Raw genomic sequence first — 14,212 nt, 5'->3', positions numbered from 1 at the left:
AGGTTGATTAGTTATTTAGTTACTTTATACCATTGACAATAATAATCACATAAAACTTGTCCTATTGAATCTATATTATCAAAAGTAAAATATCGCATTTAAAAGCTTACAAATATCTATGACATTTCCTATTTATACTACCCGGTTTCCCGTGAAACCTAATAATTAATCTTATATAAAGTATCAAAACAGGTACTATATCATCCTGAAAAGGTATAAAGATTTTCTGAAACAATCGAATTATAGTTTTAAATCTTGATCATTTTCAATTTAAAATATGTGCAATTTTATCTTTTAGAAATTGTTTTTCTGGTTTTGATTGAGTGAGTTGTACTGCTTTTTGATAATGCTCTATAGCTTTGGTATTATGTCCTAAACGTTGTTGAATTTCTCCTAATGTAGCGTGATATACATAATATTTTTTAAGCATTGTATTGTTTTCGACATTTTTGAGAGCAATTAAGGCTTCTTTAGGCCCTTTCAGTTCTAAAATAACTAAGCACTGGTTTAAAAATACAATAGGATCATTTCCTATCTTCAACAAAAGTTTATAATACTCAAGTATTTTATTCCAATCTGTATCTTTATATTCTTTAGCATTACAATGCTCATATGCGATTGCTGCTTCCAAATGATACGTGGTTAATCCTTCTCCAAAAGCAGCTTTATTTAGATATTTCTGTCCCGAATTTATAAATTCTTTATCCCATTTGGATCGATCTTGTTTTGTAATTAAAATCAGTTCTCCTTTTTCTGTAAGCCGACTATTAATTCTAGCAGTATGAAAACACATGAGAGCCATTAAAGCATAAACTTCTGGTAACTGAGTTCGTTTTACAGATAATAATGACTTACAAAGTGACATTGCCTGGCTGATTAAATCTTTACGAATTAGTTGATCGTTATGCGTAGAGTTATATCCTTCATTAAACATCAAATAAATAGCACTTAATACTGTATGTGTTCTTAAAGAGATTTGTTCAGAAGCCGGGATTTTTGGTTTTATTTTATGTTTTCTAAAAAATTCTTTGGTACGATATAAACGCTTTGAAATAGTATCTTCACTTGTTAGAAAAGATTTTGCAACTTCTTTGGTACTAAATCCGCATAATGATTTTAAGATAAAGGTAATTTGATTCTCTTGAGAAATATCAGGATGGCAACATGCGTACATCATTCCCAGAAAATCATCTTTAATATGTTCCTCCTGCCAATAATTATTCATTGTCGTTGTAAGAGTGTATCCTGATGTTAAAAGTTGTTTCTGGGGATCTGAGAAATCAATAACACGACTATGCTTATTACGTCTTATGATATCAATAGCTTTATTTTTTGCAGTACGATATAACCATGCTCTTGGATTATCGGGCATTCCTCTATATTTCCATGTTTCCAAAGCCTTAACTAATGCATCTTGCACTACATCTTCTGCCATTTCGATGTTTTCAGTTCCAAATATTTTAATCAATACAGAAACCATCTTTCCAGACTCTTGTCTAAAAAGATGGTTTAACGTATGATCTATAGAGTTCTTTTTTTTCAAAAAACTATTCTAATGGGCTTATTTCACGAACCTCTACACTACACTTATATTCAAAACTCGGACATTCTTTGGCAATAAGAGCTGCCGATTCTAATGAATCTGCCTTAATAATCAAGTATCCTCCTACTAATTCTTTGCCTTCTGCAAATGGTCGATCAATTACTTTTTCACCTGCTTCTGTAAGTGTTTTTCCTTCATTCATTAGAGGTTGTCCTCCAATCAATTGATTCTTTTCTGCCAACCCTCCCATCCAACTTTGCCAATGTTCCATATGCTTTTGCATTTCTTCTGGAGAATTGGCATTATACTCTTCCTGTCCACCGCGGATAATAAACATAAACTCTTTCATAAGTTCGATTTTAATTGATTACTTCCTTTATTCTAGTTTTCTGGCCAAATTTCACGAACCTCTACTGCTTTATTGTCCCATTCAAATCCAGGACAACCCTTAGCTATTTCAGTAGCTTCATCTAATGAATCGGCTTTTATTCTAAGATATCCACCAACCAATTCTTTGCCTTCTGTTAAAGGACGGTCAATCACTTTTCCATCGTTCATAACGGTATTGCCATAATAATGTAAGCGCTCTCCACTAATAAATTTATCTTGTTGGGCAATCCCTTCGATCCATTGTTGCCAATGTTGCATGTGCTCTTGTTGCTCTTCTGGTGACTTTGTATTCCATACTTCGTCTCCTCCTCTAAAAAGGAACATAAATTCTTTCATGTGATTGTTTTTTTAATTGTTTATTTATTTTTCACACTACTATAACGAATTCACTTTTAATATTTGGACAGTTCAAATTTATTTTTTTAATCCCTTATTTTTATTTTATGGACATTAAGCAATTACATATCCTTTTGATCAAGATTGTCAGTAGCATAAAAGTTATTTGATTGACATGAATTTAATTATTAAAAATAAAGAATAAAGTATTCTCTTTTACATATTATCTTCTATTTTAAGAATAGAATATGTAGTTTAGAATACAAAAAAATACAATATAAAATGTATAAAATATAATTGTGGAAGGACCAGCTCTTAAGGATAAGAGCAAAACCTATGGCTTAAAATTTTATATCAAAAACATAGGTTTTGGCTATATTATTCATTTAGACACACACCTATAAGGGGCTAATTTTCAAACAGGTTATAACAACAATTACTCTATATAAGTTCATATGAAACTTATACAAAAAGTATTAAAAAACAAAACTTCAATATATTATTGATTCATCGATTTATTGTATTTCACTCTTTTTTCATTAACAAGAAGAAAAAGGGCAGTCTCGGTAGCTTCGAAATAAATACATTTTTCATTTCCAATACAAACTTCACGGCTTTTTTCATTTACAGACCACTTATTTTCTTTTGTCTGATCTTTTGATTTTTCTGTAACTGTAAAATCAGATTTAAATATAAGAACTGTTTCTGGATTGTCCTCTTGAGTCCATGTCCCTATTAATCCATAACTTTTTTGGATTTCAAGAGTTTCTACAGTATTAACAGTTATATTATCTTGTTTTCCTGAAAAACTTGTAAGAGACATCGCTAATAGAAATACAGCAGAAATTACGGTGATAGATTGGGATCTTTTCATAATTTAAATTTTATTAAGGGTATAAATTTAAGTTTTTTTTTGGTAACCTTAGGTTTTTGGGCATTCTTGTATATCAAAAAAGAATATCAGAACTAATACTATATCTTATATAACAAAGTTTATACCAGTATTCTATTTCTTTGCTCTTATATACTGAAGTCTCATTTTATTTATTGTGAGGGTAAGTATATCTTGTTCTAACACATATTCTATACATACTTCTGAATCACTTGCTAAACTTGCTTTTAAACAGAGTTTTTTTTCTTTTATAGACCAATATCGTTCTAATGGTTCTCCTATAGATTTCTCTATGACAGCACCATTTGAGCGTAGATCAATATAGGTCTCGGGATCACCTTCCATCATCCATTTCCCTACCAATCCATCAGGATCATTACTATTTGGCGTTACATTTTCGCTTTTTAAGGTAGACTCTTGATAACCAGGAGTATTTTTAAAACTTGTGAATATTGTTATAGAAAACAAAAGAATGATAAGGGCGTGCTTTGACTGCATAATTTTGGGTATTAAACAAGCCTAAATTTAACACTTTTTTTAATGTTATGCTTTATTTTTTTTTGTTAAATACCTTTCTTTTATGATATTAATGTGGTGCAATTCATGTCTTGCTATATGATATCCTAATGCTCTCACGCTAGTTTTATTATTATTAGCGGTACCTATTCGTAATAATGCATCGTCAGAAAAGCCATTAAAGAGTGTTATTGTAGACATTCTAACTGCCTCATACTCCTGCATAATATTCTTTATCGTCCTAGTATAGGTATCAGCATATCGTGTATAGTCCTTCTCCTCAAATCCAGGCAGAGAGGTTTTATCATTTCTAGCAAAAGTAAGTGCCCTATATCCATAAATTCTTTCATCATCAATAATATGAACCAATACTTCTTTTATTGACCATTTATTCTCTGCATATTTATAATTCAATTCTTTTTCTGATAATGAAGCAACAAATTTCTTGATAGCATTAAAATTATCATATAACTGTGTCAAAAGATTTCCATCCTTTTTTATATGATCCATATACATTTCTGCATAAACAGGGTATTCCTTCTTAGAAGGGAATGCTATTATTTTATTTGTATACATAAACTTAATTATTTATTAACTATCAACACCTTATTCTTTTAAGGAATAAATTATTTTAGCATCCACCCAGTAAATATCTTTATTGCTGGTGTAGAAGAAATATTTTCCATCTCTACTTACAAAAGGGCACAATTCATGGCCATTGGTGTTTATTGAAGCTCCCATATTTTTTGATTCTGTCCAAGTACCATCGTTATTTTTAAAACTTATGTATAAATCACCTCGTCCTAGTCCCTCTTTTCGAGTAGCACAAAAAATAATATAAGATTCATCAGGAGCTATAAATACATCTGCTTCATATGCATTTGTATTTATTGTTTCTGGTAACCTTACGGCTTTCTGAAAATGACCTGATATTCTTTCTGAGGCATAAATATCAAAATTATGATTCTCCTTACCAACTTTATTAGAACTAAAGTACATCGTGCCTGTTTTGGTAAAAGAAATATAATACTCGTTTTTATTAGTATTAATATTTTCTCCGGCGTTTATGGGTTTTGACCATCCTGTTTTTTCTTTTTTGGAATACCAAATATCATGGTCTTTCCTCTCTCCAGTTCCATCTAAAGGCATATCTGATATATAATATAATTCATCTTCATTTGGAGATAAAAAAGGATCATTAAAACCATATATATCGTGAGAAATAATAGTTATTGGAGTTGTCCAGAAATCATTATCTAATCTTGAATATCTTATTTCAGAGTTTTCTCCTGTATCCACTCCATAGAAAAATTCAGTACCATCTTTTGAAAAAACCGAACCAAACTCGTATTCATTTTCTTTAGAAATTATACCAGGAGCAAAAATTTCTGGAGTAGTAGAAGGTGGAGTCTGTTTTAGATATAAATGTGATTTTTGTGCTTCAGCTTTACATGTAATACAAAGCATTACTATAATAAAAAATAAATGTCTCATCAATAATATTTTTTTATCCCACCAAAGCCTGCTATCAATTTACCCTGGGAGGTTTTGTTTATAAAATTTGTCAATCTTTTCTCAAATTCTTCAGGACGTTTCCTGGCTGAGTCAATATAAGCAATACGAATCCTTCTATAGGATATAGATAATTTTTGATAATTACTCCAAGCTATATTATTTTTTTTGATTTTTTCCATAATATCTGTTGGAAATACAAAATCCTCCTGAAGTATTTTTTTACTAATTTCTTGTATTGAAGGGTGTAACATTTTTTGTTGAGTAAGCCAATGCAATCGCTCTCTATTAGGTTGTGAATATATGCTATTGGCTTTTCTTGGTGTAAACCTTTGAGCAGTATGCTCATCATCTACTTTTTTAACAATACTATCTATCCATCCAAAACAGAGGGCTTCTTCAACTGCATCATTATATAGAATGCGTGGTTTTCCTGAAGGTTTTTTAGGATATATCAACCAAATCTCATCCGCTTTCCTAAAGTTTTTCCGAAGCCAATTACGCCACTCATTTCTATCCACAAAATATACTTTTTCGAAATTTTTCATTAATTTCTGTATAGTTAATGAATCATTATTAAAACAAGGGGTTAACAAAAGTACCATATACATCCAGAGGGTAACCAAATTTCATCACAACACTCTTTATTTTTATTTCGCAAATAAATCGTTTGGTTGAACAACATCTACTCTGTATACTTGACCATTCTTAAAGGTAAATATTTCTACAATATCCTTTCCCTCTCCTTCTACATCATCTAGCCATACTTTATCATGCATAATTACCTTATTATCAATCTCTAATAAATATTCTATTTTTGAACTTACTTTTGGATACCTCTTAAAGTGTTTGGCTCTATTTTCTTGTAATACTTTCTTCCCTATTATCTTTTGTTTTCCATCCACATAAACTTGTACATCTTCAGCAAAATTATTTACATACTTTTCAGCATTTTTGTCATTAACAGCTTCAATCATTTTTTTTATAACCCTACTTTGTTCACCATCACTTAATTGATTATTTTTTGGAGTACAACCCAAACAAGATATTAGTACCAATACTCCAAAAAAGTTGATATTTTTCATTTTATAAGAAATTTAAATTATTTATAATGTATCACTTTTATCCCCTTTTGTATTATTTTGGGGTAGTACTTACTATATGATTCTAATATAAAACAAGAGCGTAATCGGTCTAATTTAGAAAAAGATTTTTGATCATATTCATAAAAAAAACATAATCCTTTGATATGATAAATATTACAAAGACCCAATGTATGAATTCAAATAAAATGAACAAGAGGTAGGGTATTATTGCTTTACATCGTTTTATAATAAAAATATGCCCATAACTTATCTATAACGTAAATGGCAGAAGAGGGGTATTCTTTAGTCGAATACTCCTTTTTTTATGAGTCCATTTTTACAGCTTCCCATCCAATAATAGCTGTTTTCCTCGTGCTTCCCCAATGATATTGCCCTAAATCTCCTGTAGATTGAATCACTCTATGGCATGGTATCAAAAATGCTATGGGGTTATTACCGATTGCAGTTCCAACAGCTCTGGATGCTTTAGGATTACCTATGTGATTAGCAATCGCTCCATATGTAGTTAATCCACCTTTAGGTATTTTAAGTAGTGTTTCCCAAACTTTTAATTGAAAATCAGTTCCTTTAAGATGCAATTTTATCTGTTTTAATTCTTTCCAGTCTCTCGTAAAAATAAATAAAGCATCCTGTTGACATCTATCTACAATCTGAATAAAGCTTGCTCTAGGAAAACGTTTTTGTAACTCTTCAAAAGCATCTCTATTATCTGCAAATGCCATATGACAAATACCTTTTGAAGTAGATGCTACTAAAATTTTGCCAAACGGACTTTCTGCATAACTATAATTAATGACTAGATTTTCTCCTCCGTTTTTATATTCTCCCGGAGTCATTCCCTCAATTTTTACAAAAAGATCATGAAGTCTCCCTGTGCCAGAAAGCCCTGTTTGATAGGCGACATCAAATAAGGTAACTTGTTGATTTTTTAAAATTTGTTTAGCATATTCAACACTAGTATATTGTAAAAATTTTTTAGGACTTACCCCTACCCATTCTGTAAAAAGTCGTTGAAAGTGGAATGGACTCACATGTACGTTTTCAGCTATTTCATCTAAGTTGGGTTGATCTTTAAAATTTTGTTTGATATACGTTATTGCATCTGCGATACGATTATAATGAATTATCTTTTGCTCATTCATCTCTATCTGCTTTTAAAACAACATAAAATTACTATTCTTATCATTGTTACAAAACCCAGAACTTGCTCATTTATTCTTAAAAACAAAAAAAGCGAATGTATTTTACCAACACATTCGCTTTTTTAAGTCGATAATCAAATACAAAGAGTATTTATCAACTTGATATCTATATTCTTTTAAAGCTTAGGACATCGTTTACAGTTACTTTTTCCTTTCTTTTTATATTTCTTGCAACATTTCTTCTTTTTTCCCCCACATGCTATTTCACAATCTATAGCAGAGCAAGGAGAATATAATGATGGGATACTTGAATTTTGCACTATTTTAATTTTTATTAAATCTAAATAAAGTGCGAAAATAAATAAAAAAAAGACTTCTAAAAAGAAATCTTTAAATTATCTACTGTAACTTATTAACAATCACTTAGCTGTCTCTGGCGCCTGAAAAGTATTAATATCTCTATCAAATAAATAATGCCCTGATTTGTCATCACCGATGATCTTGAGTTTATCCAATAATGTTCTAGCAACTGCTTCTTCTTCTAATTGCTCTGCTACATACCATTGCATAAAATTGTGCACGTTATAATCCTTAAATTGCAAACATTCATATATTACATTATTAATTTTTGCAGTAACAAATTCTTCACTCTCTAAAAATGTTTCAAAAAGCTCCATTAATGATTTAAAATCATCTCTTGGTTGATCAATTGCGGGAATAATAGCATGACCACTTCGTTCATTAATAAATTTAACCAATTTGGTCATATGTACTCGTTCTTCTTCTGATTGCATATAAAAAAAATCTGCTATGCCATTATATCCACGGGTATCTGCCCAACTTGCCATAGAAAGGTATTGTGCAGAGGCTTTAGCCTCATATTTCACTTGATCATTTAGTAATTTTTCTATCTCTGGTATCATTTCTTAATGTTGTTTTTTAACCTAATAACTAAAGTACATAATTTATTACACTTAATAATGCTATAATAGTCCTCAGCACTTATTTAAATTCAGACTATTTAAGGAATCCATAGTACCATGAAGATCATTAGTTTTATCGATAAAAAAATAAAGTTTATACCTATACAAACTAGCTCATTAAATACCAATGTTCATTTTTAATTAACAAAAAAGTAAAAAAGAGGGTATTTGATGAAGTTATTTTCTGGTTAAATTATTAAGTGCTTTATGATTATTTTTTTTCCTGCACTTTATATAATATCAAAAGTTCTTGTAATTCAGTTATTTTGTTTTCTATATCTTCAATATTAGTTGTTCCACCTCCTGATTCTTGCTGGTCTTCTAACAACATTTCTGCTTTTGCTTCATCCATACCATTCATGATTACACCAATAAATAAATTCAAGAAAATCATGGTTCCAATTAAAACAAAAGACACAAAATAACTTATGGAAAGTGATGACATTCCATGAGAATTTATGCATAAATCCATATTACCATCATACCCATAGTTTTCACACCCAAACATATTTATATACATTATATCGGTCCAATCTTCTAGAGTAACAATTCTAAACAATGATAACATAGAGGTCTGTAAATCTTTAAAATGAATAGGGTCATTTTCTGAGAAAAAGAAAACACCAGCAACAGCATATATATAAAATAAGAGTCCTAATAAAATAGAAACATATCCCATAGAGGGAACGCTTTTAAGAAGTGCGCTCACCAGCATCTGTAGCTTTGGTAGTGCTTTAATAAGTTTTAAAACTCTTAATAAGCGAAGTAAACGCAATATTGCTACAGAACTTCCACCAAAAGGAAGAAATGCAGCTGCAACAATAATGAAGTCAAAAATGTTCCAACCGTCAGTAAAATACATCCATGGTTTTTTACCTTCGGCTATGATTTTAACCACAATTTCTATAATAAAAACGCCAAGAATAATTTTATTTAATATTTCTAAAATTCCCTCATGTTTATTAGAGAAATCTGGATACGTTGCTATACCAACTAGAACCCCTGCAAATAAAATAGCAACAGTAACAGAATTTTGGAACCATTTACTTGCACTTACTTTTTTACATAATTTTACCATATGAATTAAATTTATTACTCTTCAAATAAAATGATCACAAGAGTAATAAAAAAAAGAAGAAAAGAAAACAATAGTTAATAAAATGAATTTTTCAAGTCTTAATAAAACACCATCTAAGCGGCCTTTTCAAAAGCAATGTAATTGATTAGTTTACCTCGTTTATCATGAACAGGAAAACCTTTTATCAAACACATATATGGTGTATTATCTTTTCTGTAATTCAATATAGATACTTCAAATGGAATACCACTATCTATCGCATCTCTAACCTCTGAAGATGTTTTTACACATGTATCGTTTCCTTGAAACATTTTAGGAGAATTACCAATAACTTCTTCTGGTGAATATCCATTCATTTTTTCTATGTTCTGGGAAGCATAGACAATTTTGAGATTTGTATTTGTAATAACAATTACGGATTGTTCTTCTACAAACTCTTTATAATAATTACGTTCAAATTGCCAGTTTTTGGTAATTTTCTTTAACGTACCGATATCATCTTTAAAAAAACCGAGTGTTGTATGGTCCTCTCCATAAAATTCCCATGATAATAAAGGCAAAGTATAATTAGACATTTTCTTATAATATTCTGCCATCATATGGTCATATACAGAAAATTCACTCATAACAACTACATTTTTTTCAAAAATATTGAATTAAAACAGGAATGGTAATTGAACAAAAGTTAATTCTTTGATTAAACAAAAGTTAATTTTTGTCATGTAGAATTGCCAGTTCACGAAACTAAGGCACAAAAAAACTATTTCTTATGGATAAGTAATCTTTGGACTGATATTAAAAACAACCTTGTTTAAGGATACTCTATTTATACTTTTATATCTCTATACATAAACGTATAAATAGAGTATAATAATTATTTCCTACCATTTAAACTGTAAAGTTGTATACCAGGTTAATGGTTCTGAAGGTATAATTCCTGGACCAGGATAACCTGTAGCCCTTCTTGTAAAATAATTAGTGTCTAAAACATTGTTTATTCCTGTTTCCAGTTTAAACTTTTTATATCGATAGGAAACCGAAAAATCGAGGACATGATATGAAGGTATTTCTCCTATAATACCACTACGGCTATCTCCTGAAGGAGCTATAGTTGCATTTGTTACATCTGTAAACTGTTCTGACAAGTAGGTAAATTGTGTATTAGCCAGAAAGTTTTTATATCCAAATTTTATTCCTGTTTTTACATTCACAACAGGAATAAATTCGACTTTTTTACCTTCTACACCAGCTTCCTCTGATTCTATATATTCTGATTCTGTAAAAGAAGCATTAACAAACCAGTTAAATCGAAAATCTGAATTATCTGTATAGAATGTATTAAGAATATTCCAATCTACAAACGTTTCTAATCCATAGATAAATGCTTTTCCTATATTTTTTCTAACTCTATTAGCCCTGTCATCTAATACAATCCCAATGCGGTCATCATAAAGCAATCCAAACCCTCCTAAATCATAAGACAATTTATTTCCTCCTATCTTACCTCTAATCCCTAAGTCGGCAGTAAAACCTTCTTCATCAGAAATATCTGGATCTATTATAAATGTTGGACTTACCACTCTAATATCACTAAATGTAACTGATCTATAATTCTGAGATAGGTTAGCATACACTTCTATCCCAGTATTAGGTTTATAACTTGCTCCAAGACCTAAGAGCAAAAATGAACGATCCAGAGTTCTATTATCTTCTAGCGTAGTATTTGATATAGGATTTCCAGCCAAATCAAAATTAACTTGATTATAAACTCCCTCACTTTCGGTTTTAATATATTCAAATCTAAAACCTGGAGTTATTGAAAACCTATCAGAAAGATTAAAAATATTCTCCCCAAATACAGCTACGTTAAGGTTTGGGAAATCAAAATCTGATTGATTTGGATAGTCTGGAAATGCTTGTGTAGCAAAATCAAAATCAGCATTAGTTCCCAAACTTCCTGCTCCTTGACGAGAATCATTATTTGCTTGATAATATTTTGATCCTATTAAGAAAACCGATTCTTTTCCTAATAGTGTATATCTACTTAATAATCTAGCTTCTGCTCCCCAATTTCTAAAATTACCTACAATCAAATCCCTAGGAAAAACAAAATTACCATTAGCATCTGTTTCATCCACATCGGTAATTGGATTAGAATTTAACACAAAAGGATTTCCTCTAAAACCAACTGCTTTTCGAGAAGCATCAAGACCAAAAAGGTTGAGGCTAAAATCAGTTTTCTCAGAAAATTTATGTTCTAGTTTTAGTGAAAATAGTTTCCAATTTACATCAAACCAGTTTCTGGTTCGATTACTAAATTCTGGATCTTCTTCGAATTGAGTATCAGTTAACCCTCCTGGTTGTTGTGCTAAATAATCCAGATATGTAGCCTCAAAAGTCAGTTTTGTCTTATCAGTAAAAGCGTATCCAATATTTGCATAGAAGTTTTTTGAATCAAATTCTGAGTTTGGTCTAAAACCATCTCCTTTTTTATAGTTAAAATAAGTATAATAACTAAACTTACCCAAAGTACCACTAATGCTATTAAAGCTTGTAAACAGATTAAATGATCCTAAAGACTGTCTGGAGATCAACTCTATTTTTTTATTTGGATTTGGTTGTTTCATTTTAAAATTAACCAATCCTCCAAACTGGGTTCCATATTGTAAAGATGCCGCACCTCGAACAACTTGTATTTCGCTCAACGCTTCTGCAGGAGGTGTATAATAGCTCTCTGGATACCCTAAAACATCAGCACTTATATCATACCCATTTTGTTTAATATTAAAATTAGCAGAACGATTAGGATCTAATCCTCGTCCTCCAATATTTAATTGAAGACCTGCATCACTATTTTCATAGATATTTAGTCCTACAACTTGCGCATAAATTTGCCTCGCATTATTAGAAGCCAAATTACCTACCGTTTGATCCACTAAAACTACTTCGCTCTTTTTACCAGCAAAAATAGCCGTTCCTTCAACAGGTCTGAGTTGTTTTAATCCAAAAATCTTCTCCTTTCGTTGTGTAATCAAAACTTCAGAAAGTTCTTCTCCCAAAGGATTTAAAGTAAAGTTCTCTGAAACATCATTTCCTTCTATTTTGATCAATTGTTCCTGAATTTCAAAGTCAAAACTAAAAACAGTAATCAAATATTCACCCTCCTTCAGGTCTGTAAATTCAAATTCACCATCAGTATTTGTGATTGTCTGATTACCTGTTGTTCTGTTATATACCTCGGCATTTACAACAGGTTGATTATTAAGATCTGTTATGGTTCCTTTTAATTGATACTGTCCAAAAACAGAGGTTACCATAAGTAATGCCCCTAAAAATATTCTATAATCCCTTAATTTCATCTTCGAATGGAATAATCCACTTTTTATGTTTAAATGATTCTTTTTGTTTCCCTAAATCCACTTCTGGATCTATATATTGAGTACTTAACCTCCCATTAAGTGCCACATAACTTTCTACAAATACTTGTACATTTTGATGCCCTTGATCTTCAAAATGTCCTTTTAGATAATGCGCATATTCTAATATAAAATCTGGTTGTGACGCCATTTGTTTTTGTTGAAAAGCTGTAAGAAAGTCGTCATTATCAACATAAAATCTCTCTTTTGTTTTGCTATTAACAATTTTAAAATTAGCATATCCTGCCTTTTCCATTAACATCACTCTCCAAGAAAATCGATATCCTTCTTCTGTCCAGAATAGTTCTCCTGGATATAACATATATCTAAACGGCAAAAGTAACTGAATTATAAAAAATACTGCGATGAAGGTGAATAGAATTTTATTCTTTCCCGGAACAAACTGAGATATCTTATAAGTATCAAATTGTGATTTATTTATCTTAAATACTTTAGATATAAAACTTAATACTTTATGATGAAAACCTGTATCAAAAAATACCAATGTACTTATGATCATTATATAAGGAAACATTCCTATCGGAAAAAGTACTCGAGTTAATACATGAAATACAACTACCATTGCAAAAGCAAAAGGTCTTGTTTTTTTATACAATAATAAAAACGGAATTGTAAGATCATAAATCGCACCCGAATAGCTAAATAGATAATGCATCCATTCTTTTTGCATAAGATCTCCCAGAAGAGGAACATCATACTTAGAAGGTAGCCAAATCTTAAGAGGCATAGCGCGCACTAACCAATCAGAATTAAGTTTTGCCAAACCTGCATAAAAATAAACAATTCCTAAAAGTAATTTTAAAACATCTATTGTCCAGCTGGGAATTAATTGATAAGATGTTCTTTTTATTTTTGCATCTAATGAATAATATGCGTTCGCAGGTAGAAAAATCATTACAAAGCTTAATAAACTTATAAAATAGTAATGATTAAGATATGTCGTCTTATCCATTAGTTCTATATAAGTAAAACTGAGAAAAAAAGTAATGATAGCGATCCTATATTTGAATCCTAATGTTATAAAAATTGCAGAAACACTGCAGATAATAAAAATTATATAGGTATATATACCCAGAGGCTTCACCCATTCAAAACCATAAAATGAAAAGAAAAACTTTGGTTGAATGTACAATTTATCAATCCACCCATAACTCCAAAAACGAATAATACTGATGAGCATCATTATTCCAAAAAAAATACGAAAGACTGCAAGTGGTGCAGCCTCCGTTGTTTTTTTCAAATATTCGTTAAGTGTAAAAGTCATTTAACAATGAGTA

Annotated in this window: 15 protein-coding genes; all 15 read right to left on the bottom strand. The window is 30.4% G+C overall.

Annotated elements, in window-relative coordinates; all coding sequences use genetic code 11:
• Positions 1–265 precede the first annotated feature (265 nt).
• The 15 genes from DK442_RS21875 to DK442_RS21805 all read right to left on the bottom strand — a co-directional run bounded on the left by DK442_RS21875 (position 266) and on the right by DK442_RS21805 (position 14,199).
• Positions 266–1,543, bottom strand: coding sequence for an RNA polymerase sigma factor (locus tag DK442_RS21875; RefSeq protein WP_160114291.1), 1,278 nt, complete (start codon positions 1,541–1,543; stop codon positions 266–268).
• A gap of 4 nt (positions 1,544–1,547) precedes the next feature.
• Positions 1,548–1,892 (bottom strand): YciI family protein, encoded by a 345-nt coding sequence (locus DK442_RS21870; RefSeq protein WP_109438049.1) that lies wholly within the window; start codon positions 1,890–1,892, stop codon positions 1,548–1,550.
• 32 nt (positions 1,893–1,924) lie between these two features.
• Entirely contained in the window at positions 1,925–2,269 is a 345-nt protein-coding gene (locus DK442_RS21865) for a YciI family protein (RefSeq protein WP_109438048.1), read from the bottom strand.
• Between the two features lie 499 nt (positions 2,270–2,768).
• Complete coding sequence (locus tag DK442_RS21860; protein ID WP_109438047.1) at positions 2,769–3,143, bottom strand: hypothetical protein; 375 nt, start codon at positions 3,141–3,143, stop codon at positions 2,769–2,771.
• 132 nt (positions 3,144–3,275) lie between these two features.
• Complete coding sequence (locus DK442_RS21855; protein WP_109438046.1) at positions 3,276–3,659, bottom strand: hypothetical protein; 384 nt, start codon at positions 3,657–3,659, stop codon at positions 3,276–3,278.
• 45 nt (positions 3,660–3,704) lie between these two features.
• The gene (locus DK442_RS21850; RefSeq protein WP_109438045.1) at positions 3,705–4,253 is read right to left on the bottom strand and encodes a DinB family protein; all 549 of its coding nucleotides are present in this window, start codon (positions 4,251–4,253) and stop codon (positions 3,705–3,707) included.
• 30 nt (positions 4,254–4,283) lie between these two features.
• Positions 4,284–5,171, bottom strand: a complete 888-nt coding sequence (locus tag DK442_RS21845) for a hypothetical protein (protein ID WP_235011005.1) — start codon at positions 5,169–5,171, stop codon at positions 4,284–4,286.
• Positions 5,171–5,737, bottom strand: coding sequence for a YdeI family protein (locus DK442_RS21840; RefSeq protein ID WP_109438264.1), 567 nt, complete (start codon positions 5,735–5,737; stop codon positions 5,171–5,173). Before DK442_RS21840 ends, DK442_RS21845 begins: the two co-directional genes overlap by 1 nt.
• 102 nt (positions 5,738–5,839) lie before the next feature.
• A complete protein-coding gene (locus DK442_RS21835; RefSeq protein ID WP_109438044.1) occupies positions 5,840–6,274 on the bottom strand; it encodes a nuclear transport factor 2 family protein in 435 nt (144 codons plus the stop codon).
• A 323-nt stretch (positions 6,275–6,597) separates the two neighbouring features.
• On the bottom strand, positions 6,598–7,437 hold the full coding sequence (locus tag DK442_RS21830; RefSeq protein WP_109438043.1) for a methylated-DNA--[protein]-cysteine S-methyltransferase: 840 nt from the start codon (positions 7,435–7,437) through the stop codon (positions 6,598–6,600).
• Positions 7,438–7,856: 419 nt separating this feature from the next.
• A complete protein-coding gene (locus tag DK442_RS21825) occupies positions 7,857–8,360 on the bottom strand; it encodes a ferritin (protein ID WP_109438042.1) in 504 nt (167 codons plus the stop codon).
• A 271-nt stretch (positions 8,361–8,631) separates the two neighbouring features.
• Complete coding sequence (locus DK442_RS21820) at positions 8,632–9,498, bottom strand: ion transporter (protein WP_109438041.1); 867 nt, start codon at positions 9,496–9,498, stop codon at positions 8,632–8,634.
• Between the two features lie 113 nt (positions 9,499–9,611).
• Complete coding sequence (locus DK442_RS21815) at positions 9,612–10,124, bottom strand: PAS domain-containing protein (protein ID WP_109438040.1); 513 nt, start codon at positions 10,122–10,124, stop codon at positions 9,612–9,614.
• Between the two features lie 255 nt (positions 10,125–10,379).
• Entirely contained in the window at positions 10,380–12,857 is a 2,478-nt protein-coding gene (locus DK442_RS21810; RefSeq protein WP_109438039.1) for a TonB-dependent receptor domain-containing protein, read from the bottom strand.
• The gene (locus DK442_RS21805; RefSeq protein WP_109438038.1) at positions 12,838–14,199 is read right to left on the bottom strand and encodes an HTTM domain-containing protein; all 1,362 of its coding nucleotides are present in this window, start codon (positions 14,197–14,199) and stop codon (positions 12,838–12,840) included. The genes DK442_RS21810 and DK442_RS21805 overlap by 20 nt, the downstream gene beginning before the upstream one ends.
• Between the last annotated feature and the right edge of the window lie 13 nt (positions 14,200–14,212).

Source organism: Aquimarina sp. AU119 (assembly GCF_900312735.1).
GTDB classification, from domain to species: Bacteria; Bacteroidota; Bacteroidia; order Flavobacteriales; family Flavobacteriaceae; genus Aquimarina; species Aquimarina algiphila.
Note: the sequence above shows the minus strand (reverse complement) of the source record. Positions and strands in the feature narration are given on the sequence as shown.

Bases quoted from the DNA above. Each gene is read 5' to 3' on its own strand.
- DK442_RS21870 (WP_109438049.1), bottom strand. From the start codon at position 1,892: ATGAAAGAGTTTATGTTTATTATCCGCGGTGGACAGGAAGAGTATAAT.
- DK442_RS21865 (WP_109438048.1), bottom strand. From the start codon at position 2,269: ATGAAAGAATTTATGTTCCTTTTTAGAGGAGGAGACGAAGTATGGAAT.
- DK442_RS21860 (WP_109438047.1), bottom strand. From the start codon at position 3,143: ATGAAAAGATCCCAATCTATCACCGTAATTTCTGCTGTATTTCTATTA.
- DK442_RS21855 (WP_109438046.1), bottom strand. From the start codon at position 3,659: ATGCAGTCAAAGCACGCCCTTATCATTCTTTTGTTTTCTATAACAATA.
- DK442_RS21850 (WP_109438045.1), bottom strand. From the start codon at position 4,253: ATGTATACAAATAAAATAATAGCATTCCCTTCTAAGAAGGAATACCCT.
- DK442_RS21845 (WP_235011005.1), bottom strand. From the start codon at position 5,171: ATGAGACATTTATTTTTTATTATAGTAATGCTTTGTATTACATGTAAA.
- DK442_RS21840 (WP_109438264.1), bottom strand. From the start codon at position 5,737: ATGAAAAATTTCGAAAAAGTATATTTTGTGGATAGAAATGAGTGGCGT.
- DK442_RS21835 (WP_109438044.1), bottom strand. From the start codon at position 6,274: ATGAAAAATATCAACTTTTTTGGAGTATTGGTACTAATATCTTGTTTG.
- DK442_RS21830 (WP_109438043.1), bottom strand. From the start codon at position 7,437: ATGAATGAGCAAAAGATAATTCATTATAATCGTATCGCAGATGCAATA.
- DK442_RS21825 (WP_109438042.1), bottom strand. From the start codon at position 8,360: ATGATACCAGAGATAGAAAAATTACTAAATGATCAAGTGAAATATGAG.
- DK442_RS21820 (WP_109438041.1), bottom strand. From the start codon at position 9,498: ATGGTAAAATTATGTAAAAAAGTAAGTGCAAGTAAATGGTTCCAAAAT.
- DK442_RS21815 (WP_109438040.1), bottom strand. From the start codon at position 10,124: ATGAGTGAATTTTCTGTATATGACCATATGATGGCAGAATATTATAAG.
- DK442_RS21810 (WP_109438039.1), bottom strand. From the start codon at position 12,857: ATGAAATTAAGGGATTATAGAATATTTTTAGGGGCATTACTTATGGTA.
- DK442_RS21805 (WP_109438038.1), bottom strand. From the start codon at position 14,199: ATGACTTTTACACTTAACGAATATTTGAAAAAAACAACGGAGGCTGCA.